Origin of the sequence: Actinomadura decatromicini, assembly GCF_008121305.1 — a bacterium.
Lineage (GTDB): Bacteria > Actinomycetota > Actinomycetes > Streptosporangiales > Streptosporangiaceae > Spirillospora > Spirillospora syzygii.
Genome location: NZ_VSRQ01000006.1, coordinates 309,302 through 334,672 on the forward strand (window position 1 = coordinate 309,302; position 25,371 = coordinate 334,672).

General features: G+C 69.3%; 28 protein-coding genes. 16 read left to right on the top strand and 12 right to left on the bottom strand.

The window, feature by feature from the left end:
* Positions 1–20: 20 nt before the first annotated feature.
* Positions 21–1,970 (bottom strand): 1-deoxy-D-xylulose-5-phosphate synthase, encoded by a 1,950-nt coding sequence (gene dxs / locus FXF68_RS27655; RefSeq protein ID WP_148764181.1) that lies wholly within the window; start codon positions 1,968–1,970, stop codon positions 21–23.
* Positions 1,971–2,139: 169 nt separating this feature from the next.
* On the opposite strand from dxs, the gene idi reads away from it, so the two are divergent.
* The 5 genes from idi to FXF68_RS27680 all read left to right on the top strand — a co-directional run bounded on the left by idi (position 2,140) and on the right by FXF68_RS27680 (position 6,536).
* Positions 2,140–2,718 (top strand): isopentenyl-diphosphate Delta-isomerase, encoded by a 579-nt coding sequence (gene idi, locus FXF68_RS27660; RefSeq protein ID WP_148764183.1) that lies wholly within the window; start codon positions 2,140–2,142, stop codon positions 2,716–2,718.
* A gap of 175 nt (positions 2,719–2,893) precedes the next feature.
* Positions 2,894–4,201: an ABC transporter substrate-binding protein gene (locus FXF68_RS27665; protein ID WP_246178974.1), complete on the top strand. Its 1,308-nt coding sequence runs from the start codon at positions 2,894–2,896 to the stop codon at positions 4,199–4,201.
* Between the two features lie 4 nt (positions 4,202–4,205).
* A complete protein-coding gene (locus FXF68_RS27670) occupies positions 4,206–5,099 on the top strand; it encodes a carbohydrate ABC transporter permease (RefSeq protein ID WP_246178975.1) in 894 nt (297 codons plus the stop codon).
* On the top strand, positions 5,096–5,917 hold the full coding sequence (locus FXF68_RS27675) for a carbohydrate ABC transporter permease (protein ID WP_148764185.1): 822 nt from the start codon (positions 5,096–5,098) through the stop codon (positions 5,915–5,917). Before FXF68_RS27670 ends, FXF68_RS27675 begins: the two co-directional genes overlap by 4 nt.
* A 193-nt stretch (positions 5,918–6,110) precedes the next feature.
* Positions 6,111–6,536: an ASCH domain-containing protein gene (locus FXF68_RS27680; RefSeq protein ID WP_246179007.1), complete on the top strand. Its 426-nt coding sequence runs from the start codon at positions 6,111–6,113 to the stop codon at positions 6,534–6,536.
* Between the two features lie 15 nt (positions 6,537–6,551).
* Here FXF68_RS27680 and mug read toward each other — a convergent pair whose 3' ends face one another.
* Positions 6,552–7,106 carry a G/U mismatch-specific DNA glycosylase gene (gene mug, locus FXF68_RS27685; RefSeq protein ID WP_148764189.1) on the bottom strand — a complete coding sequence of 185 codons (555 nt, stop codon included), beginning with the start codon at positions 7,104–7,106 and terminating at the stop codon, positions 6,552–6,554.
* Between the two features lie 161 nt (positions 7,107–7,267).
* Here mug and FXF68_RS27690 point away from each other — a divergent pair, with 161 nt between their 5' ends.
* Positions 7,268–7,894, top strand: a complete 627-nt coding sequence (locus tag FXF68_RS27690) for a Uma2 family endonuclease (RefSeq protein ID WP_222870117.1) — start codon at positions 7,268–7,270, stop codon at positions 7,892–7,894.
* 22 nt (positions 7,895–7,916) lie between these two features.
* Here FXF68_RS27690 and FXF68_RS27695 read toward each other — a convergent pair whose 3' ends face one another.
* Together FXF68_RS27695 and FXF68_RS27700 are read right to left on the bottom strand one after the other, a co-directional pair.
* Entirely contained in the window at positions 7,917–8,636 is a 720-nt protein-coding gene (locus FXF68_RS27695; protein ID WP_148764191.1) for a sulfite exporter TauE/SafE family protein, read from the bottom strand.
* Between the two features lie 59 nt (positions 8,637–8,695).
* Positions 8,696–9,634: an aldo/keto reductase gene (locus FXF68_RS27700; protein ID WP_148764193.1), complete on the bottom strand. Its 939-nt coding sequence runs from the start codon at positions 9,632–9,634 to the stop codon at positions 8,696–8,698.
* Positions 9,635–9,706: 72 nt separating this feature from the next.
* On the opposite strand from FXF68_RS27700, the gene FXF68_RS27705 reads away from it, so the two are divergent.
* A complete protein-coding gene (locus FXF68_RS27705) occupies positions 9,707–10,330 on the top strand; it encodes a LysE family translocator (RefSeq protein WP_148764195.1) in 624 nt (207 codons plus the stop codon).
* 20 nt (positions 10,331–10,350) lie between these two features.
* On the opposite strand, the gene FXF68_RS27710 is transcribed toward FXF68_RS27705, so the two are convergent.
* The 5 genes from FXF68_RS27710 to FXF68_RS27730 all read right to left on the bottom strand — a co-directional run bounded on the left by FXF68_RS27710 (position 10,351) and on the right by FXF68_RS27730 (position 16,285).
* A complete protein-coding gene (locus tag FXF68_RS27710; RefSeq protein WP_148764198.1) occupies positions 10,351–11,355 on the bottom strand; it encodes a helix-turn-helix transcriptional regulator in 1,005 nt (334 codons plus the stop codon).
* Positions 11,356–11,436: 81 nt separating this feature from the next.
* Entirely contained in the window at positions 11,437–14,202 is a 2,766-nt protein-coding gene (acnA, locus tag FXF68_RS27715) for an aconitate hydratase AcnA (protein WP_148764200.1), read from the bottom strand.
* Positions 14,203–14,494: 292 nt separating this feature from the next.
* Positions 14,495–14,929 carry a hypothetical protein gene (locus FXF68_RS27720; RefSeq protein WP_148764202.1) on the bottom strand — a complete coding sequence of 145 codons (435 nt, stop codon included), beginning with the start codon at positions 14,927–14,929 and terminating at the stop codon, positions 14,495–14,497.
* A gap of 401 nt (positions 14,930–15,330) precedes the next feature.
* Entirely contained in the window at positions 15,331–15,561 is a 231-nt protein-coding gene (locus FXF68_RS27725) for a hypothetical protein (RefSeq protein ID WP_148764204.1), read from the bottom strand.
* Positions 15,562–15,889: 328 nt separating this feature from the next.
* A complete protein-coding gene (locus FXF68_RS27730) occupies positions 15,890–16,285 on the bottom strand; it encodes an ATP-binding protein (protein WP_148764206.1) in 396 nt (131 codons plus the stop codon).
* Between the two features lie 181 nt (positions 16,286–16,466).
* Between FXF68_RS27730 and FXF68_RS27735 the strand changes: the two genes are divergently transcribed.
* From FXF68_RS27735 to FXF68_RS27770, 8 genes are all read left to right on the top strand, one after another.
* The gene (locus tag FXF68_RS27735; protein ID WP_246178976.1) at positions 16,467–17,246 is read left to right on the top strand and encodes a helix-turn-helix domain-containing protein; all 780 of its coding nucleotides are present in this window, start codon (positions 16,467–16,469) and stop codon (positions 17,244–17,246) included.
* Complete coding sequence (locus FXF68_RS27740; RefSeq protein WP_148764210.1) at positions 17,237–17,419, top strand: DUF397 domain-containing protein; 183 nt, start codon at positions 17,237–17,239, stop codon at positions 17,417–17,419. The genes FXF68_RS27735 and FXF68_RS27740 overlap by 10 nt, the downstream gene beginning before the upstream one ends.
* Before the next feature lie 89 nt (positions 17,420–17,508).
* Positions 17,509–17,691 carry a DUF397 domain-containing protein gene (locus FXF68_RS27745; protein ID WP_148764212.1) on the top strand — a complete coding sequence of 61 codons (183 nt, stop codon included), beginning with the start codon at positions 17,509–17,511 and terminating at the stop codon, positions 17,689–17,691.
* Positions 17,692–17,862: 171 nt separating this feature from the next.
* Positions 17,863–18,048: a DUF397 domain-containing protein gene (locus FXF68_RS27750; protein ID WP_148764214.1), complete on the top strand. Its 186-nt coding sequence runs from the start codon at positions 17,863–17,865 to the stop codon at positions 18,046–18,048.
* 81 nt (positions 18,049–18,129) lie between these two features.
* A complete protein-coding gene (locus tag FXF68_RS27755) occupies positions 18,130–18,312 on the top strand; it encodes a DUF397 domain-containing protein (RefSeq protein ID WP_148764216.1) in 183 nt (60 codons plus the stop codon).
* Between the two features lie 134 nt (positions 18,313–18,446).
* Positions 18,447–18,623 carry a DUF397 domain-containing protein gene (locus tag FXF68_RS27760; protein ID WP_148764218.1) on the top strand — a complete coding sequence of 59 codons (177 nt, stop codon included), beginning with the start codon at positions 18,447–18,449 and terminating at the stop codon, positions 18,621–18,623.
* Positions 18,624–18,945: 322 nt separating this feature from the next.
* Entirely contained in the window at positions 18,946–20,247 is a 1,302-nt protein-coding gene (locus tag FXF68_RS27765; protein ID WP_187438139.1) for a tetratricopeptide repeat protein, read from the top strand.
* Positions 20,248–20,559: 312 nt separating this feature from the next.
* Positions 20,560–21,435: a helix-turn-helix domain-containing protein gene (locus FXF68_RS27770; protein WP_148764222.1), complete on the top strand. Its 876-nt coding sequence runs from the start codon at positions 20,560–20,562 to the stop codon at positions 21,433–21,435.
* Positions 21,436–21,517: 82 nt separating this feature from the next.
* Here the strand turns inward: FXF68_RS27770 and FXF68_RS27775 are convergent, their stop codons facing one another.
* The 3 genes from FXF68_RS27775 to FXF68_RS27785 form a co-directional block, all read right to left on the bottom strand.
* Entirely contained in the window at positions 21,518–21,835 is a 318-nt protein-coding gene (locus tag FXF68_RS27775) for a hypothetical protein (RefSeq protein ID WP_148764224.1), read from the bottom strand.
* A 233-nt stretch (positions 21,836–22,068) separates the two neighbouring features.
* Positions 22,069–23,262 (bottom strand): DUF6745 domain-containing protein, encoded by a 1,194-nt coding sequence (locus tag FXF68_RS27780; RefSeq protein ID WP_148764226.1) that lies wholly within the window; start codon positions 23,260–23,262, stop codon positions 22,069–22,071.
* A gap of 2 nt (positions 23,263–23,264) precedes the next feature.
* Positions 23,265–23,810 carry a hypothetical protein gene (locus FXF68_RS27785; RefSeq protein WP_148764228.1) on the bottom strand — a complete coding sequence of 182 codons (546 nt, stop codon included), beginning with the start codon at positions 23,808–23,810 and terminating at the stop codon, positions 23,265–23,267.
* A 260-nt stretch (positions 23,811–24,070) separates the two neighbouring features.
* On the opposite strand from FXF68_RS27785, the gene FXF68_RS27790 reads away from it, so the two are divergent.
* Positions 24,071–25,294 (top strand): LVIVD repeat-containing protein, encoded by a 1,224-nt coding sequence (locus FXF68_RS27790; RefSeq protein ID WP_148764230.1) that lies wholly within the window; start codon positions 24,071–24,073, stop codon positions 25,292–25,294.
* Positions 25,295–25,371: the final 77 nt, after the last annotated feature.

The following is a 25,371-nucleotide window of genomic DNA, read 5'->3' on the forward strand; positions in this document are numbered from 1 at the left end:
CGGCGGACGGGCCGGTCCGGTCAGTCTCGGTCGGAGGTCTCGTGGTCGGAGGGCTCGCCGTCCGGCGCCGCCGGGCTGTCCGCCGAGGTGATGCGGGCGACGTACTCGGTGAGGTCGCGCGCGAGCGACTGCGGAGTGAGGCCGACGTCGGCGAGGATCTCGCCGCGGGACGCGTGATCGAGGAACTCCTGCGGGATGCCGAAGGTGCGGATCGGCGCGTCGACCTCGCCGTCGCGCAGCAGCCGCGCGACCGCGTCGCCGAGGGCGCCGGTGCGGCCGTTGTCCTCAGCGACGGCGACGAGGGCGTGCTCGCGGGCGAGGTCGAGCAGCGCCGGGTCGAGCGGCTTCACCCAGCGCGGGTCGACGACGGTGACGCCGATGCCCTGCGCGGCGACCAGCTCGGCGGCCTCCACGGCGGGCGTCGCCATCGACCCGGCCGCGACGAGCAGGACGCGGGTGCCGTTGGAGCCGTTGTGCCGGGCGAGCACGTCCATGCCGCCGACCCGGTCGATCGCCTCGATGTCGGCGTCGGCGGGGCCCTTCGGGTAGCGGAGCGCGGTCGGCCCGTCGGACACGGCCACGCACTCGCGCAGCAGTTCCCGCAGCCGGGCGCCGTCGCGCGGGGCGGCGACGCGCAGCCCCGGCACCAGTTGCAGGATCGACATGTCCCACATGCCGTTGTGGCTCGGGCCGTCGTTGCCGGTCACGCCGGAGCGGTCCAAGGCGAAGGTGACCGGCTGCCGGTGGAGCGCGGCGTCCATCAGCACCTGGTCGAAGGCGCGGTTCAGGAACGTCGCGTACAGGGCGACGACCGGGTGCAGCCCGCCCATCGCGAGCGCGGTCGCGGACGTGACGGCGTGCTGCTCGGCGATGCCGACGTCGAAGATGCGGTCGGGGAACGCCTCGGCGAACGGGGCGAGCCCGACCGGGTAGAGCATCGCGGCGGTGATGCCCACCACGTCGCGGCGCTCGCGGCCGATCGCGACCATCTCCTCGCCGAAGACCTTCGTCCAGGACGGGCCGACGCCCTTCTTGCGGACGAACTCCCCGGTGGCGGGGTCGAACGCGCCGGGGCCGTGCATGTGGTCCTCGGTGTCGTTCTCGGCGGGGGCGTAGCCGCGGCCCTTGGTGGTGATGCAGTGCACGATGACCGGGCGGCCGAACCCGCGGGCCCGGCGCAGGGCGCGTTCGACGGCGTCCTCGTCGTGGCCGTCGATCGGCCCCACGTACTTGATGCCGAGGTCCTCGAACATGGCCTGCGGCTGGAAGACGTCCTTGATGCCCTTCTTGATGCCGTGCAGCGCCTCGTAGGTGAAGTTGCCCACGACGGGCGCCCTCGGGACGGTCTTCTTGATGAGGTCGAGCGCGTTCTCGTACCCCTGGGTCACGCGGAGCTGGGCGAGGTGCGAGGCCAGCCCGCCGATCGTCGGCGAGTAGGAGCGGCCGTTGTCGTTGACGACGATGATGACCGGACGGTCGGCGCCCGCGGCGATGTTGTTGAGGGCCTCCCAGCACATGCCGCCGGTCAGCGCGCCGTCGCCGACGACCGCGACCACGGCCCGGTCGCTCTCGCCGCGGAGCTGGAACGCCTTGGCGAACCCGTCGGCGTACGACAGCGCGGTCGAGGCGTGCGAGTTCTCGATGACGTCGTGCTCGGACTCGGCGCGGCTCGGGTACCCGGACAGGCCGCCGCGCTTCTTCAGCAGCTCGAAGTCGTGGCGCCCGGTGAGGAGCTTGTGCACGTACGCCTGGTGGCCCGTGTCGAAGAGGAGCTTGTCGTGCGGCGAGTCGAAGACCCGGTGCAGCGCGATCGTCAGCTCGACCGCGCCGAGGTTGGGCCCGAGGTGCCCGCCGGTCTTGGCGCACGCCTGCACGAGGAACTCGCGGATCTCCTCGGCGAGGTGGGACAGTTGAGCGGCGTCCAGTCGTTTGAGGTCGTCGGGACCCTTGATCGACTCAAGCAAGCGCACTCGTTTCAACTCCTCCGTCGGGGACCGGTTCCCCTGGCTCGGGCCGTTCCGAGTTTAATCCCGGTTCGCCCGCGCCGCGCAGAGGCGCACCCTGGCGGGCGGGTGCGAAACGGCTGACCCGCACGGGAAATTCGGTCCCGACCGGGCCCGATGGGGTAGGAAAGTGTGCATGGTCGTCGAAGAGATCGTGCTGCTCAACGCGGATGACGAGGCGGTCGGAACCGCGCCGAAGAACACGAGCCATCATAGAGACACGCCCTACCACCTGGCCTTTTCCTGCTATGTCGTGGACACGGAGGGTCGCGTCCTGATCACTCGGCGCGCCCTCGGCAAGCGCACGTTCCCCGGGGTCTGGACGGGCAGCTGCTGCGGCCATCCCGCCCCGGGCGAGGGCCTGCGCGACGCGGTCCTGCGGCGGCTCAAGGACGAGCTCGGCATGTCGGACGCCGTGCTGACGTCCGTCCTGCCGCGGTTCCAGTACCGGGCGGTCGCGGAGGACGGCACGGTCGAGAACGAGCGCTGCCCGGTCGTGCGGGCCACCGTCCCGGCGAACGAGGCCGTCCACCCGAACCCGGACGAGGTCGAGGACGCCGAGTGGTGGACGTGGGAGCGCTGCCTGGAACTGGCCGCGCGGCCCGAGGCGTCGCCCTGGTACCGGCTCCAGCTCGCGGAGCTGGCCCCGCTCGGCGCGCCGCCGGACTGGCCCGACGCGGGCCCGGCCGACCTGCCGCCCGCGCTCGCCTGGTAGCCACCGCGCCCTCGCCGCGCCCTCACCACGGTCGCGCGCGGAAGGCCGCCACGGCCGTGTGCCGACGGAGCGTGGCGCTCGCATCACCGCTGGATCACTTTTCGACCTTCGGTGTTGACCGGTCCTCGCGTCCGAACGGACGCTTGCTTTTCCGGGGCAACCGAAGGGACGGACGATGCGAGTACGTGCTCCCAGGCGCCGCTGGACGGTGTTCGCGGCCGTGGCGATGACCGGTGCGATGGCCTTATCCGCGTGCGGCGCGAACGAGGACTCGGGTTCCGGCGACGACAAGTCCAAGGTCGAGGTGTTCTCCTGGTGGACCGGCCCCGGCGAGGCGGACGGGCTGGCCGCGATGCAGGCCGACTTCGAGAAGAAGAACCCCGGGACGAAGTTCGTCAACGCCGCCATCGCCGGCGGGTCGGGCACGCAGGCCAAGGCCGTCCTCGCGAGCCGCCTGCAGAACCGCAGGCCGCCGGACTCGTTCCAGGGCCACGCGGGCGCGGAACTGCTCGACTACGTCAAGGCCGGTCAGATCGAGCCGCTCGACGACTTCTACAAGCAGAACAACCTCCAGTCGGTGTATCCGCGGCAACTCCTCGACCAGATCACCTACAAGGGGCACCTGTACTCGGTCCCGGTGAACATCCACCGGTCGAACGTCCTCTGGTACAACCCCGGCGTCCTCAAGGAGGCCGGAGTGTCCGGCGCGCCGAAGTCGGTCGCGGAGTTCATCACCGCGCTCAGGGCCGTCAAGGACAGGACGAAGAAGGTGCCGCTGTCGCTCGGCGCGCAGTGGACGGCCGACCACCTGCTGGAGAACGTCCTGCTCGGCGACCTCGGCACGGACGCCTACAACGCGCTGTGGAAGCCGGGCGCCGACTGGGGCGCCCCGGCCGTCACGAAGGCGCTCGCCGACTTCGCCGAGATCATGAGGTACACGACGCTGGAGGCCGCGTCCACCGACTGGCAGGGCGCCGCGAAGGCCGTCGTGGACGGCGAGGCCGCGTTCAACATCATGGGCGACTGGGCGTACGGCTATTTCACCGGAAGCGCGCCCAACGGGCTCGGCAAGAAGCTCGATACCGACTTCAAGTATGCGGCGGCGCCCAGCACGGACGGCACCTACCTGTGGCTCTCGGACAGTTTCACCCTCCCCAAGGGCGCGCCCCACAAGGCGGGCGCCCAGGCGTGGCTTAAGGAGGTGTCCAGCAAAGAGGGGCAGGACCTCTTCAACCCGAAGAAGGGGTCCATCCCCGCCCGCAAGGACGCCGACAAGAGTCTCTACACGGGCTACCTCCAGTACGCGTTCGAGCAGTGGAACAACCCGGGCACGAAGCTCGCGGGCTCCTTCTGGCACGGCGTCAACGCGAACAACAAATGGCACACCGACATCGACACTGCGGTCGGGCTGTTCCTCCAGAACAAGGACGCGGGCAAACTCCAGCAGGGGTTGGTGAGCGCCGCCAAGAACAGCGGCCTGTGAACCGGTGAGACTCCGCCGCGTCAGGAAGTGGCTGCCCGGTCTGCTGCTGCTCTCGCCGTCCATCGTCGCGATCGGCCTGTTCGTCTACGGGCTCATCTTCTGGAACACGCGGGTCGCGCTGAGCGGCAAACACGACGAGGTCAGCGGATACGGGTTCGACAAGGGCAAGAACTTCGTCGACCTGTGGCACCAGCCGAGCTGGCCCGGCGCCGTCAAACACGCCCTGCTTTTCACCGCCGTGTTCGTCGTCGGCGCGCTCGTACTCGGCGCGTTTCTCGCGTTCCTGATGGACAAGGGCATTCGCGGCGAGGCGTCGTTCCGCGTCGTCTACCTGTTCCCCATGGCGGTGTCGTTCATCGCCAGCGGGGTCGTGTGGCGCTGGCTGATGAACCCGGCCCCGCCGGAGCGCGCGGTCGGGTTCAACCAGCTCTTCGACAGGCTCCACCTCGGGGCGCTGGCGAACGACTGGTGGCAGGACCCGGACTGGGGCATGGCCGCGATGGCGCTGCCCGCGATCTGGCAGATGTCCGGGTACGTGATGGCGCTGTACCTGGCCGGGTTCCGGAGCGTCCCGGAGGAGCTGCGCGAGGCGGCGCGGGTGGACGGCGCGTCCGAGTGGAAGGTGTACCGGTACGTGGTGTTCCCGCAGCTCAGGCCGGTGACGCTGGCCGCGCTGATCATCCTCGGGCACATCTCGCTGAAGGTGTTCGACCTGATCATGGCGATCGCCGGGAAGCAGATCATCGCCTACGTCCCGGCCGTCGCGACCTACGTCGAGATCTTCGACCGGCACGACCCGGCGAACGGCGCGACCATCGCCAGTTACCTGCTCGTCGCGGTGGCGCTGCTCGTCGTCCCGTACCTGGTGTGGACGGTGCGCAGAGAGCGGCCCCGATGACGCGCCCGGCGCGAGCGGTGAGGCCGGCCCTGCTGCTGATGTTCGTCCTGTTGTTCCTGATCCCGGTGTACGTGCTGGTCGTCACCAGTTTCAAGCCGCTGGACGAGGCCGATCCGGGCAGCGCGTGGAGCCTGCCGAACCACTGGAGCACGTCCGGCTGGGGCTCGGCGTGGCACGCGCTGCGCCCCGGCCTGGAGAACAGCGTCAAGATCGCCGTGACCGGGTCGCTCATCTCGGCGGCGCTCGGCTCGCTGAACGGCTACGTGCTGTCGAAATGGCGGTTCCCCGGCGCGGACGTCGTGTTCACGCTCTTCCTCTTCAGCATGTTCATCCCGTACCAGGCGGTGATGATCCCGCTGGCCGGGCTGCTGACGGACATGGAACTCTCCGGGACGGTCCGCGGCCTGATCCTCGCGCACGTCGTGTACGGAATCCCGATCTGCACGCTGATCTTCCGGAACTACTACGCGACCATTCCGGACGAGCTGATCGAAGCGTCCCGGGTGGACGGCGCCGGGATGCTGCGCGCCTATCGGTCGATCGTCCTGCCGGTGTCCGGGCCCGCGTTCGCGGTCACGCTCATCTGGCAGTTCACCTCGATGTGGAACGACTTCCTGTTCGCCGTGTTCCTCGGCGCTCCCAACAGTTGGCCGGTCACGGTTATGCTGAACAACACCGCCGGATCCGGCGCGGTAGCCGTCCAGTACAACCAGCAGATGGCCGAGGCGCTGCTGGCGTCGCTGCCGACAGTCCTCGTCTACCTCCTGCTCGGACGGTTCTTCATGCGGGGCCTCATGGCGGGGGCGCTGAAGGGCTGAGGCCCGCCGAAAAGCCGTTTTCGGGGCCGCCGAGAGAATTGCAGGGGAAGGTGCCCGGGCCCGTCAACCCGGCCGGTCCCTCGCGCGTCACATGGATGATCAAAGGAGCTCCGCGGTGGGAATCGAACGTGTCACCGATCGTCCCGCCGCGAAAGACCGACGTCGACGGCAGGGAGATGACCGCGTGCAGGCGATGAGTGTTCAGCAGCCCTGGGCGTTCGCGATCGCGCGTGGCGGGAAGTCCGTCTCGAACCAGAGCCTGCCGACCGCCTACCGCGGTCCGCTGCTGATCCACGCCTCGATGCGGGTCGACCTGAAGGCGTGCGACTCGCCGCTCATCCAGGCCGCCGGCTGGGACCCGCGCGACCCGCTCGCCACCATCGGCGCGATCATCGCGGTCGCCGACCTCACCGACGTGTGCTCGGCGGGCGGCCGCGCCTGCGAGTGCGGGCCCTGGTCGGAGCCGGGCCTGCACCACTGGCACCTGGCGGACGTCCGGGCCCTCCCCCGGCCGATCGTGGCGCTCGGCCGCCCCGGCCTCTGGGAGCCGAAGGCCACGCTGGTCGCCGAGGTGACCGCCATGTTCACCGCGACCGCCGCGCTCGACAACGCGACCTGACGCCGCGACCTGCCACTAGCCGTCCGCCGCTTCGCGCAGCCGCCGGAACTCGTCGGCGATCCGGTCGAGCGGCCAGCTCGCGTTGAGCCCGCTCGGGTTCGGCAGCACCCACACTCGTGCTGAGCCGAACGTCTCGTCCTGCGGACCGATCTGGGTACGCGGACGCCCGAACGCCGTGCGATAAGCGGTGACACCGGCCACCGCGAGATAGGACGGCCGGAGCCGCTCCACGAGCTCGGCAAGCCGGCGCCCGCCCTCGCGAAGCTCGTCGGCGGTCAGCTCATCAGCACGCGCCGTGGTCCGATGCGCGAGGTTGGTGATCCCCAACCCGTAGGACGGCAGAAGGTCCTGCTCAGACGGGTCCAGCAGCCGGTCGGTGAACCCAGATCGATACAACGCGGGCCAGAACCGGTTGCCGGGACGCGCGAAATGCCGCCCCGTCGCACCGGAGTACAGCCCCGGGTTGATGCCGCTGAACAGGACACGGAGCGTCCCGCCGTCCGGCGGCAGAACGTCCGGAATAACACGATCACGAGCGGCCTCAAGCTCAGCCTTAGTCGGACGGCGCATCGAACCAGATTACGAACGATCAGCCCCACCGCCCTCTCGCCGCCGTATTTCATCGAAGAGACTCCATAGTGTGTTCGCATTGCTACATTGAGTGTCGAAAGTCGGGCGGGGTAACGTTGTCCCTGCATAGATCTGTCGCGCCATCGGATGGGAGCAGGGCCGTGAGCGTCGCGCATGACCATGGCGGTTTTGGTCCGTACACAGCCGAGGATCTGCACGCCCGAGAGGACGAAGGCAAGGGCCTGGAACTCGAAGACGGGTGGCTGATCGAGTTGTCGCCGAGCGCGCCGCACAACTGGGTGTCCATGCAGCTTGGTGAGCTTCTCAAGGCGGCTGGAGCCGGGGCCGAGGTGTTCGTCGCCGTCGGCGGCGAATGGGAGATCAGCACCCCGGCCGGCATCAGGAAGCCCGACGTCTTCGTCGTGCCCAAGGACGTGGCACGCGCCTCGATCGTGAACCGCAGCCCGGTCATCATCCCGGGCGGGGAACTGCTCCTGGTCGCCGAGGTGATCTCGCGGGGCAGCGCGAGCGAGCGGACCGACCGGGTGCGAAAACTCCGGGAGTACGCGCAGCTCGGCATTCCCCAGTACTGGATCGTCGAGTTCGCTCCCCTGCCGAAGGCGCACGTCTTCGTCCTCGGCGACGACAACCGGGCCGAGCGCCCTGGCGGGGCGTCCGGCTACCGCCTCGATCGCACGGTCGTGGCCGGCCAGACCCTTGACGCCAAGATCGAGGCGAGCAGGCCGTTCACCGTCCGGTTCGATCCGCAGAGCCTCATCGAGTTCTGAGGCGCCTGCGGCGAGCGGCGCTTCAGAGCAGGTTGCGGACGATCAACGCCGCTGCGGAGGTGCCTACGACGACCAGGAGGGCGGTGCGGAGGCGGCCGTCGTCCAGGTAGCGGCGCAGGGGGCCGGCGGCGGCGAACCCGGCGAGGACGAACGGCGTCAGCGCCAGGCCCGCCGTGACCTGCCGGACGGGGAGCCGTCCCGCCGCGGCGAGGGTGGCGAGCGACAGCAGCGCGCCGACGATGAAGAACACGGCGAGCGTCGCGCGCACGCGGGGGCCGCTCTCGCGCTGGTAGAGCAGCGCGAGCGGCGGGCCGCCGATGCCGGACGCGGTGCCGGTCGCGCCGGACACGACGCCCGCGGCGGCGAGCGTCCGGCGGTTGCGCGGCACCTCCCGCGACCAGGCCGTCACGGCGAGCCCGGCGAGCACGACGCCGCCGATCACGATGCCGAGCGCCCGCTGCGGGACGGCCGCGACCAGCAGGACGCCGAGCGGCGTCCCGACCAGGCGTCCGCCGAACGCCCAGCCGAGGCCGCGCAGGTCGGCGTGCCCGACCTCCCGCGCGAGCGTCGCGACCGGCAGGGCCAGCGCGACGACGAGGATCGAACCCGGCATCAGCGACGGGAACAGCATCGTCACGATCGGGGTGGCGACCAGGCCGACGCCGAGGCCGACGCTGCCCTGGACCATCGAACCGATCAGCGCGGCCAGGCCGCCGAACACGAGGAAGTCGATTTCCGGCACGCCGTGGAACGGTACATGCCGCGCTTCCCGGACTCATCCCAATTTCGGGCGGCCCCGAATCAGGCGGACGCCTCCGTGAGGCGGTCGAGCTGGTCGGCGGTCAGCGTCGTGTGGAAGGCGTCGACGAGCGGCGGGAGCTGGTCGAGCGTGCGGGCGCTGGCGATGGGCGCGACGACGGTCGGCTGCGCGGCGATCCAGGCCAGCGCGACGGTCGCGACCGCCTTGCCCTGCTCCTCGGCGACGATGTCGAGCGCGGCGAGCACCTTCTGGCCGCGCTCGCTTTCCAGGTACTTCGCGGCGCGGCCTGACCGGGCGCTGTCGACGGTCGTCCCCGGGCGGTACTTGCCGGTCAGGAACCCGGACGCCAGCCCGTAGTACGGCATCGCGACGAGCCCGTGCCGTTCGGCGATGTCGCGGCGCGGCCCCTCGTAGGTGTCGCGGGACACCAGGTTGTACTGGGGCTGGATCACCACATAGCGCGCGGTGCCCTCGCGCTCGCTGAACTCCAGCGACGCCTCCAGCCGGTCGAGGTCGATGTTGGACACGCCGATCTGCCGGATCTTCCCGGCGGTGACGAGCTCGTCCAGCGTCGTCATGATCTCCTCGACCGGGACGGACGGGTCGTCGAAGTGCGTGAAGTACAGGTCGATGCGGTCGGTGCGGAGGCGGCGCAGCGAGTCGTCCACGGCCGCGCGCATCGCGGGCGCGGACAGGCCCATGTGCTCCGGATGGCGTCCGCACTTGGTCGCGATGACGACGTCGTCGCGGTTGCCGCGGGCCGCCGTCCAGTCGCCGATGATCGTCTCCGACTCGCCGCCGCGGTTGCCCTCGATCCAGGCCGAGTAGGAGTCGGCGGTGTCGAGGAGGTTGCCGCCCGCCGCGGTGTAGGCGTCCAGGATGCGGAACGAGGCGTCCCGGTCGGCGGTCCAGCCGAACACGTTGCCGCCGAGCGCCAGCGGGGACACGTCCAGGTCACCGATCTTCTGCAGGTCCGTCATGCCTTCATCCAATCGTGGTTCGGGTCCGCCTTTCCCGCCGACCCGTGGAACATTCCTGGCAAAATGGACGGCATGCTCACCGCCTGTCTCGCGTTCGCCGGGGTGGCGGCGCTGCTGACCGTCACCCCCGGCGTGGACACGATGCTCGTCCTCCGCACGACCGTGACCGGCGGGCGGCGCACCGGCCACCTCGCCGCGGCGGGCGTGGTCAGCGGGCTGGTGTGCTGGGCGCTGGCGAGCGCGGCGGGGCTGACGGCGGTGCTGGCCGCGTCCCGGATCGCGTTCGACGTGCTGCGCGTCGCGGGCGCCTGCTACCTGCTGTGGCTCGGCGGCCAGGCGCTCTGGAACGCCCGCCGGGGGCGCGCCGCCGTCGAGGACGACGCGGACGAGCCCCGCCTGTCCGGCCTCACCGCCTTCCGCACCGGCCTCACCACGAACCTGCTGAACCCCAAGGTCGGCGTGTTCTACCTGAGCCTGCTGCCGCAGTTCATCCCGCACGGCTCCCCCGTGTTCTGGACGAGCATGCTGTTCGTCGCCATCCACGCGGCGGAATCGCTGCTGTGGCTCGCGGTCATCGTGGGCGTGGCGCGGGCGGCGCGGCGGGCGCTGTCCCGTCCGGCCGTCAGGCGGCGGCTCCAGCAGGTCACGGGCGTCGCGTTCATCGGCTTCGGCATCCGCCTCGCAGTCGAACGCTAGGCACTGTCCTATCCGTTGGCCTAGGCGTTGACGGCCGCCATGAGCTCGTCGCGTCCGGCGGCGCCGGTCTTGCGGAAGATCGCCTTCAGGTGGTCGTTGACCGTGTGGACGGACAGGTCGAACGCGCGGGCGATCTGCTTCGGCGCGTCGCCCCGCTGCAGTTGCTGGATGACCTGGCGTTCGCGGGCGGTGATCCCGTACCAGTCGCAGTACGAGGGGAGCAGCAGCGCCCCGGTCGCGCGCTGGATCACCACTGCGACGTCGCCCTCCTCGCCGAGCGGCTGCGCCTCGATCGCCGTCCACCATCCGGCGCCGACGGACGGGACGCACAGCCGCGGCGCCCGCGGGCCCTCGCGCGCCGCGACCGCGAGGGACGCGAACGAGGACTCCGACAGCCAGTCCGGCACCGCGAGCCGCGCCGTCATCGCGTCCAGCCAGGGGCGCGCCTGCGACGTCGTCGCGCGGACCCGGTCGTCGGCGCCGATGACGAGCATGCCCGGCGGCGGCCCGGGTTCGGCGGGCGCGCCGGGACCCGCCGTCACATAGCCGCGCAGCGCGGAGATCAGGGCGGGCGCGAGCGCGGAGAGCCGCGCCGCGTCGGCGTCGTCGAACCGGCGCCGGACGTCGGCGGCCCGCAGCAGGCAGAGCACGCCCCACACGCCGCGCGCGTCCCGCAGCGCGAGGCGCAGTTCCGTGCCGATCGGCTCGCGGCCGAGCAGCGGGTCGCGGGGGCGCAACCCGAGACCGGCCACGGCCACCGCGGGCCGCGTCCGCTCCCGCACGTCGGCCGTCACGCCGTCGGCGGTGAGCAGCGCGCGGCCGAGGTCGGGCTCGTACCCGTGCCAGAACGCCATCGAGGTGACGCCCCAGCCGGACGCCGGGTTCATCACCCCGCACCGCAGCGCGTCGTGCGGCACGACCGGCGCGATCACGCGGGACAGCTCGGCCCCGATCCGCTCCAGCCCGGCGCCGGGGAGCAGCGCCTCGCGCAGCCTCCGATGGAGTCGATCACCGACCGTCACCATGTCCACCAGTGTGGACCCGCCGGGCCCCGCGCACCATGGAGAACGGGCCGCTCCGTGCGGAGCGGCCCGTTCTCCTTCTCGCTACTTGCCGATCAGGTTGCGCAGGACGTACTGGAGGATGCCGCCGTTGCGGTAGTAGTCGGCCTCGCCCGGCGTGTCGATGCGGACGATCGCCGTGAACTCCTTGCCGTCGGCCTTGACCGTGACCTCGTCCGGGACGCCGCCCTCGTTCAGCGCGGTGACGCCCGTGATGTCGAACGTCTCGGTGCCGGTGAGGCCGAGCGACTCGGCGGAGTCGCCGTCCTTGAACTGGAGCGGCAGCACGCCGAGCCCGATCAGGTTGGACCGGTGGATGCGCTCGTACGACTGCGCGATGACGGCGCGGACGCCGAGCAGCGCGGTGCCCTTGGCCGCCCAGTCGCGGGACGACCCGGACCCGTACTCCTTGCCCGCGATCACGACGAGCGGCGTGCCCTGCGCGGCGTAGTTCTGCGCGGCGTCGTAGATGAACGACTGGGGCGCGCCGTCCTGGGTGAAGTCGCGGGTGTAGCCGCCCTCGACGCCGTCCAGGAGCTGGTTGCGGAGCCGGATGTTGGCGAACGTCCCGCGGATCATGACCTCGTGGTTGCCGCGCCGCGAGCCGTAGGAGTTGAAGTCCTTGACGGCGACGCCGTTGTCCTGGAGGTACTGCGCGGCGGGCGTCCCGACCTTGATGGACCCGGCGGGCGAGATGTGGTCGGTGGTGACCGAGTCGCCGAGCTTGGCGAGGACGCGGGCGCCGTGGATGTCGGTGACCGGCTCCGGCTCGGCGGTCATGCCGTCGAAGTAGGGGGCCTTGCGCACGTAGGTGGACGCGGCGTCCCACTCGAACAGGTCGCCGGACGGGATGTCGAGGCCGGCCCAGCGCTGGTCGCCCTTGAAGACGTCGGCGTAGCTCTGCGCGAACATCTCCTGCCCGATGGACGACTCGACGATCGAGGCGACCTCCTCCGGCGCGGGCCAGATGTCGCGGAGGTAGACCGGGCCGTCCGTGCCCTCGGCGATGGGATCGTTGAGAATGTCGATGTCCATCGTCCCGGCCAGGGCGTAGGCGATGACCAGCGGCGGGGACGCGAGGTAGTTCATTTTCACGTCCGGGCTGATCCGGCCCTCGAAGTTGCGGTTGCCGGACAGGACCGCCGTGACGGCGAGGTCGTTGTCGTTGACGGCCTTGGAGATCTCCGGCTGGAGCGGGCCGGTGTTGCCGATGCAGGTCGTGCAGCCGTACCCGACCAGGTTGAAGCCGATCTTGTCGAGGTACGGGGCGAGGCCGGAGCGCTCGTAGTAGTCGGTGACGACCTGCGACCCGGGCGCGAGCGACGTCTTCACCCACGGCTTGCGGGTCAGGCCCTTCTCCACGGCGTTCTTCGCCAGCAGCGCCGCGCCGATCATCACGTACGGGTTGGACGTGTTCGTGCAGGACGTGATGGCCGCGACGGCGACGTGGCCGTGGTCGAGCTCGAAGGTCGTCCCGTCGTCCAGCGTGACCGGGACCCGGTTGTGCGGCCGGGACGAGCCGTTCGGGTCGACGTGCCGGGGCTTGTCGCCGTTGGTGTCGCGGCTGATCGCCGGGGAGTCGGAGGCGGGGAAGGACTCGTTGGACGCCTCGTCCGCCGCGCCCTGGACGCTGGCGACGTAGTTCTGCACGTCCCGCCGCCAGGTCTGCTTGGCGTCGGCGAGGGAGATGCGGTCCTGCGGGCGCTTCGGCCCGGCGAGGGACGGGACGACGGTCGCGAGGTCGAGCTCCAGGTACTCGGAGAACTCGGGCTCCACGGAGGGGTCGAGCCAGAGGCCCTGTGCCTTCGCGTACGCCTCGACGAGCGCGATCTGCTCCTCGCTGCGTCCGGTCAGCCGGAGGTAGCTGAGGGTCTCGTCGTCGATCGGGAAGATGGCGCAGGTGGAGCCGAACTCGGGGCTCATGTTGCCGATCGTGGCGCGGTTCGCCAGCGGCAGCGCGTGCACGCCCTCGCCGTAGAACTCGACGAACTTGCCGACGACGCCGTGCTCGCGCAGCATCTCGGTGATGGTGAGGACGAGGTCGGTCGCGGTCGTTCCGGCCGGGAGCTCGCCGGTCAGCTTGAAGCCGACCACGCGCGGGATGAGCATCGAGATCGGCTGGCCGAGCATCGCGGCCTCCGCCTCGATGCCGCCGACGCCCCAGCCGAGGACGCCGATGCCGTTCTCCATCGTCGTGTGCGAGTCGGTGCCGACGCAGGTGTCGGGGTAGGCGACGCCGTTGCGGTCGAACACCACGCGGGCGAGGTGCTCGATGTTCACCTGGTGGACGATCCCGGTGCCGGGCGGCACGACCTTGAACTCGTCGAACGCCGTCTGGCCCCAGCGCAGGAACTGGTAGCGCTCACGGTTGCGCTCGTACTCGCGCTGGACGTTGCGCTCGAAGGCGTCCGGCGAGCCGAAGTAGTCGACGATGACGGAGTGGTCGATCACCATCTCGGCGGGCGCCAACGGGTTGATCTTGCTGGCGTCCCCGCCCAGGTCGCGGACCGCCTCGCGCATCGTCGCCAGGTCGACCACACAGGGCACGCCGGTGAAGTCCTGCATGATGACGCGGGCCGGGGTGAACTGGATCTCCTTGCTGGGCTGGGCCTTGGCGTCCCACTGGCCGAGCGCGCGGATGTGCTCGGCGGTGACGTTCGCGCCGTCCTCGGTGCGCAGCAGGTTCTCCAGCAGCACCTTGAGGCTGTACGGGAGACGGGCCGAGCCCTCGACGGCGTCCAGCCGGTAGATGTCGTACGACCTGTCGCCAACCTGCAGCTTGTCAAGGCTGCCGAAGCTGTTCGCGGACACGGACTCCTCCTCCGTCAGCACCGCGCGTCTGACGGGAGCGCGCGGCGTTCATCTCGATCTTCGATATGCCCGCCCCTTCGGCCTGCGCTCACCGCGCGGCGAGGCGGGTCCTCGCCTACCTTGATCCTGCCTTAGTCGGGGACGCGCCACGGCACCAGGGCCGCCCAACTTCGGCAGCTTTTCTCTTGATGTCAAGCTACCTCGAATTTATCTCGACATCAAGCTACTTGCATCCCGGCACGCGCTCCGGGGCACGGCCCGATCGGACCGTGCCCCGGAGCGCGGGAGACGGCTAGTTCCAGTACAGCCAGAAATCCCCGGTCGGGTTCGCGCCGCTCTGGGTGAACATCCCCCCGGCGTTCGGGCCGTTGCTCCTGACCCAGGGCGAGCACGTCCTGTTCTTCGGGCCCCAGTACTCGGCCTCCCACATCACCTGGTTGGGAATTCCCGGACCCATGTAACGCAGGATGTAGACGGCGTACCCCTTACCCAGATTGCTGCCGCGGATGTTGAAACAGATCTGCACGTTGCGATCCACCACCGCGTACTTCGTGGTCTGGTTCTTCGTGAGGTGGTAGGGACCGGATGAACCCCCGAAGACCTTCGCCGGGCCCGCCTTCGGCGCGGACACCCTCCCGGCCTGGGCGGCGTGCGCGGTGCCCCCGGCGAGCGTCGCCGCGGCCGCCCCGACGAGAACCGCGGCCTTGCCCATCGCTCTGATCGTCATTCCTGGCCACTCCTTCGCGTTGAGAACTGCTCGGTGAACAGGCCCCGGCCGGAGGCGTGAGCCGATTCTCACCGGCCACCGCGACGAAGAACACCCCTATCAAATCCATTTCCACCATTTAGAGCACAGGTCGAAAATGGTGTTCGGTACATACTCGAACAATTTTGGACACACCCGATCTGATCTCCGGCGGAAAGTGGCCCAGCGAGACCGGCCGCATCGCCTGGTTCGCCTCGTGCAGCGCGTTCAGATATCCCACATAGACCTCGCGCCGGACGGTGAGCCACTGACTGCCCTGATCCCGCCGCCAGCGGACGCGGTCGCCCACGAGGGCCGAACCCAGTCCGATAACAGCGCCGAGAACACTCGAAAGCGCAGGAATCCACGACACAAGGCGGAGTCTAAGGATCGTTGTCGTCGTCGGGCCTCACCTCACAGGCACTCAGCAGCCGGACGGCCCGCCGCGCGGCGCGGGGATCGGCGGCGGTCAGCCGTTCGAGCAGCCCGTCCAGGTCACCAGACGAGATGTACCCGGCCGCACTCCAGCCGCCGTCCAGCTCCCTGGCGATCGTCCAGCCGGGAAACAAGTACCGGAGCAGCAACAGCGCGACGGCCTCGTCCCTCACCCGCACGACCGGCATCGGAGAAGGCGCTCGACGACTTCCGTGGCCTCGTCGCCGCAGTGGCACAGGAATCCGCCCCGCCCACGCGCGGCCTCATGAAAGCCCCACGCGCCTCCGGGCAGAGCCAGCACGCACAACGTCACTGCCATGTCCCCGCCGTACACGCGCAACAACGGCACCCGCACCTGCACGATCTCCGGTTCGTATGTCCGCACACACCGCCACCCGCGCCGCTCCAGCGCAAGGGCAAGCGTCTCCAGGTGACCCGCCGCCGTGTCGCGGTCCCACGCCGTCCGCCAATCCAGGTACCGGACGCGGACCTTCCTCCGCACCTCGGTCAGCGAAGCTTGGCCCACGTGACCTTCCCTCCCTCATTCAGCGGACGAACACCCCACTCGTGGACGAGCTCCGCCATCAGCCGCAGCCCCCGTCCCGAGGTAGCGCCGAGGTCTTCCTCCCGGACGACCGGCCGCCCTTCCCCGCCGTCCCACACCTCCACGACCGGACGGCCGTCACGCTCGTCCCGGAACACCCGCACGACGATCACCCCTTCCCCGTGCAACCAAGCGTTGGTGACCAGCTCACTGACCACGACCCGCCCGGGAGAGTCGTCCTCGATCCCCCACTCCACGAACCGCGCGGCCAAGAACCGCCGCGCCAACCCCGGCGCCCGCTCACTCGCTTCAAGGACGAGCGGCGGCGGAACCTCCGGGGCGAGTGCTGTTGCTGCCATGCCTGTGACCTCACGTCTTCGGGGTTGGACGACCCATTCAGACACGCTTCGCTTGCGAAGAGTCACAAAGCGCAGGTGAAGCCTGACAAGTCAGCAGCAACGAGTTCTGCGAACTTGCTGGCCGCTTGAGACCGACTTGAGGGACGATTACCGCATGGCACCGCGCCGTCACAGAGCCAAGGTGAGCCCCTCGCTCCTCTCCTTCGGACGTCGGTTCCGCCGGTTTCGGGAGGCCAAATCCTGGAGTCAGGACAACCTCGCTCGCAGAGCTCGCGACGGCGAGGGCGTCACTCCGCAGTACATCGGCCAGGTCGAGACCGGCCGGACCCGCTGCAGTCGTGAATTCGCCGAGGCCATGGACACCGTGCTTGAGACCAACGGCGAGCTAGTCGCCCTGTGGGAAGACCTTGTCAAGGACGCGGCCTTTCCAGTGTGGTTCGACTGGGTGGGTCTAGAGGAGGCAGCGGACGCGCTGGAGAGTTGGCAGGCCATGCTCGTGCACGGCCTGCTACAGACACCTGCCTACGTCACCGCCGTCCTCCACGGAAGAAGCGAAGCCATCGAAGCGAGGTTGAAACGTCAGGAGATCCTCGTCCGCGACGAGCCCCCGGACTGTACCTTCCTGATGGACGAGGGCGTCCTGTACCGCGAGGTCGGCGGGCCGGAGGTGATGAGAGAACAGTTGGAACACCTCTTGAGCCCACCCTCGGAAAGGATCACTGTCCAGGTCGTCCCGACCCACGGCGAGCACATCGGGAACATGGGGTCGTTCACATGCGCGACGCTTGAAGACCTCACGGAAGTGGCCTACGTGGAAACCATTGCACGCGGCTTCACGATGGGCGACGTCGAAGACATCACCGAAGTGCGCCGAGCTCTCCGGGAGATACGATCGTTGGCACTGCCCGTCAGTCAATCGGCCGACCTCATACGCAGAACGGTGAAAGAACGATGGACGTGAACGATCTTGTCTGGCGCAAGGCGTCCCGCAGTGCCTCCAACGGCGGGGAGTGCGTCGAACTGGCATCGGCCCCCGGAGTCGTCGCCGTCCGCGACAGCAAGGACCCGGACGGCCCAAGGCTGCTTCTAGAGCGCGACGCCTTCATCGCCCTGATCGCTGCTCTGAAGCACTAATAGCCTCCACAGGCAGCGACTCAGTCGACGCATGCCGGGCTATCGAACGACCTTCCTCCTACACCCGACGCCCAGAACGGCGGGAAACGATGAACTTCGAAGCTGTCACCTGGCGAAAATCGTCCCGAAGCGGCGGTAACGGCGGGGAGTGCGTCGAGCTCGCGTCAGCCGCCGGAACCATCGCCATCCGCGACAGCAAGGACGCAGAGGGTCCCGCGCTGACCATGGGCCGGGACGAGTTCGCGGTCCTGCTGGCAGTCCTCAAGCGCTGATACCCCGCTCGAAGACATGCAGCAGGTGGCCTACGTCGAGACGGTGGCACGCGGGTTCACGATGGCCGAGCCGACCGACCTAGTAGCCTTCGGCAGAGCACTACGGCAGGTTCAAGGGGTTGCGCTCCCGGTGGCGCAGTCGTTGGACGAAATCCGCGGGAAGGCGACGACGTGGAAACAGACAAGATCGTCTGGCGAAAAGCCAACCGCTCGACCTCGACCGGAGGCGAGTGCGTTGAACTGGCCGCGCTCTCCAACGGACTGACCGCCATTAGGGACTCCAAGAACCCCGACGGCCCCAAACTACTCCTAGAACGCAACGAATTCGCAGCCCTTGTGACGGCCCTCAAGCGCTAATACATCCGACAAGAGGCCGACCCCTCAACCTCCCGATTGGCGTTACCCGTCAACCGCTCGGCTGACCTCATAGGTAGAACAGTGGACATTAGCGATCTCGTCTGGCGCAAGTCGACGCGAAGCTCTGGAAATGGCGGCGCCTGCGTCGAAATCGCCCACCTCCCCCAGGCCATCGCTACCCGCGACAGCAAAAGCCCGGACGGCCCCAGGATCCTCCTAGCGCGCGACGAATTCGCAGCTCTAGTGACAACCCTCAAGCACTGACACTCCCTCCAACAAGAGCCACCCACGCAACTCTCCGACCGCCCAGGAACAAAACAGAGCACACACGCCTCGATCCGAATCATCCGCGCCAGCGTCTCCCGAGACCTGACCAGCCGTTATTTGGAGGACATGAAGTGGCCACGAGGGTTTGGCGGAAAGCGAGCCGCAGTACGGCGCAAGGCGGTGACTGTGTCGAGGTCGCTCGCCTCTCCGGGTTCATCGGCGTTCGCGACAGCCAGGCCCCAGACGGCCCCAGGCTGCATATCACCCCTGATGCCTTCCGTGCCCTGATAACAGCTCTGAAGCGCTAGCTCCCCCGCCAGCCCTGGGCCGTCCTGGGTCCGGGGCTTCTTTTGAGACGTGGAAGGGGATGCTGGCGCCCTTCGTGCGAGCCCTGGCGAGCGACGAACTCGCCGCTCCGCTGACAGTCCTCAAGTGCTGACTCTCCCCGGCATCATGCGGGGATTGGTGTATTGCGGATGTATTGGAAAACGCATACGCCACTGCAACGGGGTCTCGGCTTCGGTTTGGGCACGGGCCGCAGGGTCCGGGCCGGGGCGTGCCTCGGTTTCGGAGGGTGAGCGCGAGAAGGGCGAGAGCGTGGTTGGTGACCGAGGATGGGATCGGCGTTCGGTGCTCCGGGGGGCCGCCGTGGTGGCCGGGGCCGCCGCGACCGGGCCGCTGCTGGGCGGGACGGGCACTGCGCGAGCCGAAGGCGGTGACGCGGACGCGCTGTTCAGGGCCGGGGAGTTCGAGCAGGCCGGTCGCGCCTACGAGGAGATATTGAAGAACGACCCCAAGAATGTGCACGCGGCGCGTCAGCGCGGTTACGTGGGGTTGCTGAGCAATAGGTTCCCCGAGGCTGAGAAGTATCTCTCGATGGCCCTCGGATCGGCACCCGACGACAAGGATGCCCACCTGCTTCTGGCCGACTGCTACACCCGGCAGGACAAGCTCTCCCTCGCCGCGCCGCACTGGCAGGCGGGCGGGGAGGACGTCACCGCCAAATGGTTCGCGGCGGTGAAGGGGACGCCGTATCAGGTTCATGGTGATGTCGGACGGCTGCCGTGGTCGGAAATGGATCCCTTTCCGATACTGGAGGCATCGGTCAACGGCGGGCCGCCGAAGCGGTTCACGTTCTACACCCGCGTCCCGTGGCTGGGCATCTCCGCGAAAGTGGCCAAGGAGGCCGGGCTGAGCGCCGTCGCCAGCCAGAAGATCGAATACGCGGGCCACACCCTCTGGATGTACTTCGGGGTGCTCGACTCCTTCAATCTGGGCGGCATCGAACTGCGCAACGTCCCCGTGCAGTGGTCGGAGTCGGACGAAGAGGCACCCGGTCAGAGCAACGACGGCATCATCGGCACGTGGATCCTGTACCACTTCCTGACCACCGTCGACTACGCGGGGCGGGCGCTGATCCTGCGTCGTCGGACGCCGGAAGCCGCCAGGAGGGCGCGCGCCGAGGCCGCGCGGGCGGGGGCCAAGCCTCTGCCGCTGTGGTTGGCGCGTGAGCACCTGCTCCACAGCCGGGGCAGTGTCGCCGACTCCGGGTCCCGGGTGATCGCTCTGGATCTCGGTGGAACCGGTGAGCAGGTCGCGGGCATCTCCGCGGAAACGGCCGAACGACTGCGGATCCGCACCGACTACGACCGTCCGCTGGAGGCGTTCGCTGGGGGCCAGCCGGTCGTCAGCTACCCCTGTTATCCGAAGGAGGTCCGTCTCGGCGACGCCGTCGCCAGGCACGCCTACTGCTACACCGACAAGGGCGGCGGGGCAGGCGGCTTCCGGCTCGCGGACGCGGAGAACGCCGCGCCCGGCGACTACGGGTTCGACGTCCTGGCCCACTTCGCCCACAGCTTCTACAAGCCGTTCAACGTCACCCTCGACTTCACCGACATGAACGTCTACGTCGCCCGCGGCAAAGCCACCTGATCACCGGAAAGGGCGTCATCCGAGCGCGGAGGAAGGGCGATCCCGAATGCCCTACTCCGCGCTCGGTTCCGTGCAGGAGGCGTCCATGGCACGGCAGTTGCCGGACGTGATGATCAGCTCTGGGGGATGGCGTTCAGCGCGCGGCGCGTCCCGGCGTCATGGGCGCTCCGGCGGATGAGTCGTCGTGTGGTGGTTCGTTTACGCTTCTGCGGTGCCTCTCCGTACGACATAATCGGAGCGATCGGGCCATTCGTCGTTACCGTTCGCGGTACGGCGAATTCGGTTCGTGTTCCGTCGATGTCAGGGGGCCTCATGGGGCATGCGTCGCCGAGCCCGGAGGGCGCGACCACGCCCGAGCATTTCGTCGAGGAAATGCGGTTGTTGAAGGCATGGTCGGGCCAGTCCTACCGCACGCTCGCGAAACGCGCGAGTGACCTGGGGAAGAGCCTTCCGCACAGCACGATCGCCACGGTCCTCAACCAGTCGTGCCTGCCGCGCGAGGATTTCGTCGCCGCGTTCGCCGAGGCGTGCGGGTGCGACGGAGCAGCGGTCGCCGTCTGGGTCGGGGAGCGGCGGCGGCTCGCGGTCGAGTCCGCTCGACGGTCGGAGGGCCCGGCCGAGCCGGAGCCGGCGGCGCGGATAGACGACGACGCCCTGACCGCGTCCGAGCCGGATCTCCCCGAGACCACGGAGCCGATCCCCGTACCGGCTCCGCGGATACCGCCTGTGCCTTCGATCAGTCGGCGCGGGCGTGTCCGGCGGCATTCCGCCGTCACCGTGCTGCTGATGGCCTTGTCGGCCGCGGTCACGGCGGTCGTTCTCATGAACGCCCGGGGCCCGGACACCGACAGCGCCGCGCCTCCCAAGGCGTCCTCGTTGCCGAGCGCTCCGGCGCCGTACGGCTCGGCGCCTCCGGCCACGCGCTCCGAGCCGTCCCGCAGAGCGTCCGGGACCAAGCCGACCGATGACTCCGACCCGAAGCCCACGTCCCGTCCCGCCGACCGGTCCGGCACGACGCCGAGCAAGCCGACGCCGAGCAAGCCCCCGCCGGGCGAGACACCCACCGGGGAGCTTCCCGAGCCGTATTCGCCGGTCACACCGTCCGCCGATTCGGGACCCGGCACGAATGGCGCCCAAGCCGGATGGAAGAACTGCGAATACGACCACCCGATCGTGCCCTGCCATTGACGGTGAGAGCCACCGCAGACCGGGAGTGCGCCCCAAGCGGAGGGCACTCCCGGCCGAACGCTACGAGCGCGGGCGGACGTGGCTAGTTGTAGTACAGCCAGAAGTCGCCGACTGGGTTCGCGCCGCTGTCAGTGAAGATCGCGGCGGTATTGGCACCGTCGCTGTCGATCCAGGGTGAGCAGGTCTTGCTCTTCGGGCCCCAGTACGTCGTTCCCCACATCTGCTGATGAGGCCAGCCCGGCTCTACGAAGCGCAGGATGTAGACCATGTAACCCTTGTTCAGGTTACTGCCGCTGATGTTGAAACAGATTTGTACGTTGCGCGTCACGACCACGTATTTCGTGGATTGGTTCTTGGTGATCCTGAAGGGGCCACTGCTCTGGTCGTCATGCCAGGGCACTCCTTCGCGTTGGGAGTTGCTCGGTGGGAAAGGCCCCCGGCCGGAAGGCACGGAGCGAATCTCGTCCAGCCGTCGGCGAGAAGGAAGGCCCGGCCCCGTACGGGTCCGTACGGGGCCGTTCAGCGCAGGTCACGAACGGTGTCCAGAACGCTCCCGAACAACTCGGCGCGCAACAGGAGGCCGATTCGGCGAAATTCCGTTGCTCCGAGGTCGGCCGCCCGAGGCGACCGGGATCAGGTTCGGCGGGTCGTCTCGTGGTACTGGTCGGACGTCAGGCCGATCTGCCAGGCGGCGGCCTGGATCGGGTCGCGGATCCAGCCGGGCACCAGTTCGCCGAACTCGCGGCGGGTGCCGTCGCGTTCCAGCGTTCCGTTGGTCATCAGCAGCAGGTGCACGTGGTCGTCGTACAGCTCCTCGACGCACCAGAGGCTGAGGACCTGGCCGGGGTTGCCCGGGTCCGGGGTCTCCCGGCCGACGCGCGGCCAGCCCGACTCGGCGACGACCCGCCGCCAGCCGGCGCGGCCCGCCAGGATCTCCACGGCGCAGCGGCGCTGCTCGGAGTTGCGCAGCGACACCGCCCGGGCGATCGGGACGTCGTCCTCGACGATCTCGCGCGGCACGAGGACGCCGTGCCAGGCCCACAGGCACCAGCCGTCCGGGTACCGCACCGCCGGTCCGTCCGGGTGGTGGAGCCTCCCTTCGGCATCGTGGTGCAGCTCGGTCGGACGTTCGGTCAGGATCACGCTGTTCCGCATCGGCCACCACTCCCCCGCCGACCGTCCGACCTGGAGCAGGCCGCGGCCGTGGCGGTCCGGCGCCCAGACGCCGCACCGTTCGAGGTAGGCGAGCTGGGCGAGCCGCCGCAGCATCCGCGGGCGGTGGGCGCCCAGCCGGGGCAGCGCGCCCACCTCGGGAAGCCGTTCCGCGTCCTGCCAGGTCGCGGCGACCTGGTCGACGGCCGAGCCGACGGGCTGGTCGAGTCCCGGCTCGACCGCGGCGGCCACCTCGCGCCCGAGCCGGGACAGCAGCCCGTTCCAGCGCGGGTCGCGCTCCAGGCCGCCGAGGTCGGACGGCAGCGGGTCCAGCATGATCAGGTCGGTTTCCGGGACGTCCTCCGGCACCCGGTCGACGATGGCGTCGGCGGACGGTTCCGGCAGCGTCCGCCACGCCCGCCTGGTGACGAGCGCGCGGCGGCCCGCGCGGATGTCGGCGCCGATGCTGCCCGCCATCGGCGAGCCGAGCCAGATCACGTGCTCCGGCGGCCGCCGGCCGGCGCCGAGGTAGACGTCCCGGACGCCCGCCTCGGCCGCCGCCCGGTCGGCCGGACCCGTGGCGAGGCCGTACGCGACCCATTCGTCCCTCACCTGCGGGAGCAGTGACTGCTGCTCCACGGTCGGCGGCTCCTGGGCGGGGCGCGGGTCGGCCATGATCAGTCCGCGACGAAACGGACGGACGCGAACTGCTCCCGCTCCGCCTGCTCGCGCGCCTCCTGCTCACGAGCCGCCCGGTCACGGGCGGCCTGCTTGCGGGCCAGCTTGCGCGCCTGCTCCCGCTTGCGGCGGGTCTCGGGCGTGAACGCGCGCGGCGCCATCTCGCGCTTGCGGCGCAGCACGTACAGGCCGGGGGCGATTCCGGTGTTCCCGTGCTCCGGGTGGTCGAGCCACGCGGTCGCGCCCTCGCCGACCTCCAGCGTCCCGAGGGTGATGTCGTCCGCCGCGCCGTCGTGGACGTCGTACCGGACGTCGCCCGAGGCGAGCAGAAGGTGCGTGTGAGCGCCCGCCTCGCCGCGGACCACGGCGACACCGGCCGCCGGGACCTCGGTCGCCGGACGCCCGAGGCCGTCCGTCGCCATCGCGGCGGGAATCACGGAAACGTCGCCCTGGTGCTGGAGTCCGGCGATCGTGGGAATGTCGAGTTCGGCGGCCAGATGAGCCAGGTCGGCGCCATTCGACCGCACGTTGCTGAGAAGTTTCACATCGCCTCCCGCGAAGTGCTTTCCACGGAATTTAGCGCCATCCGCACCCCGCGGGAAACTGATTTTCGCGGCTCCCGGGTCGATCGTGGAAAGCGACGAATTCGGGGTGCCGAGAACGGTGAAAGCGCTGCGCGGCGGCGTCGCGGTGCCCGCACGGCGGAGGCGGGGCCGGTTGTGGACAGGCGGTCTGACCGGCCTGGTCGGAGTTGAGGTGATCTTGGGTATTGATCATGAAATGTCGGGATGTCTACCGTGCGGGCATGATGATCAAGAGGAGGACTCTGCTCAAGGGGATGGCGGCGGCTCCGGCCGTGTTCGCGCTCGGGAGCACGTTGGACGGTGCGGGGGCGCTCGCCGGTCCGTCCCCCCGGACGTCCCTGCTCGACGTCACCTACCCGCCTAAGGACAACTTCGGGCTGGTCTTCATGGAGAAGCCCTTGGACCGCGACATCACGTGGGCCGACCTGGTCAAGGCGCTCAAGCGGACGCTCCCGAGCCGCAGCGTCGACCAGGTCCTCGACTCGGCCAACCGGCACGGCACGGACGGGGGGCTCCCGGACAACCCGCCCCGCGCCGACCACTGGTTCTGGCAGGACGGCGACCGCAACGACGACAACTGGGTCCCGCAGGGGCTGACGACCAGCGCCGACTACCACCAGGACGGCAAGTACAACGGACGGGAGGTCCAGCTCGCGTCCTGGTACAGCAGGCACGCGACGAACAAGGGAGTACGGGTCAGTTTCGTCGACATGACGGACCCGTCCAAGCCCGCCTACCGGCACGTCCTCCTGGTGGAGCCGACCGGCAGCGTGCTCACGCCCGACTTCAAGGCCATCAAGATCCACGCCGGCGGCATCATGTGGTACGGCGACCTGCTGTACGTCGCGGACACCTACAACGGCCTTCGCGTGTTCGACATGAAGGACCTGCTGGCGGTCACGTCCAACGGCGACCAGGACAAGATCGGACGGCAGCCCGACGGAACGTACCAGGCGCACAACTACGCCTTCGTGCTGCCGCAGTCGTCCGCGTACAACTCCATCGTGCACAACCAGCCGGAAGTGCAATACTCCTGGATCTCGCTCGACCGGACGTCGACCCCCGACAGCATCGTCATCGGCGAGTTCATGGAGACGGCGGACAGGGCGAGCCGCCTGTTCAAATGGGACATCGACGCCACGACCCGCAAGCTCAAGGAGACCTCGGGCGTCGCCGAGCCGTCGTTCGCGGCGGTGGTCGACATCGACCGGATGCAGGGCGGGACGTGCATCAAGGGCAAGTTCTACCTGGCGCGCAGCAATTCCAACAACGCGGCCGGGGACCTGCTCACCTGGAAGCCGGGGAGCTACGTCCAGTACCCGATCACCTTGCCTCCCTATCCGGAGGACGTCTCCTACGACGTCAACAAGGACTGGCTCTGGTGCCACACCGAGACGAATGACGCGCGGCAGGTGTTCGCGCTGAAGGTGTCCCAGATCCCGTAGGACCCGGGGCCGCCCCCGCGGGGGCGGCCCACACACCGATGAGTTCCGGCGTCCCGGACGGTCTGCACCCGTAAGAC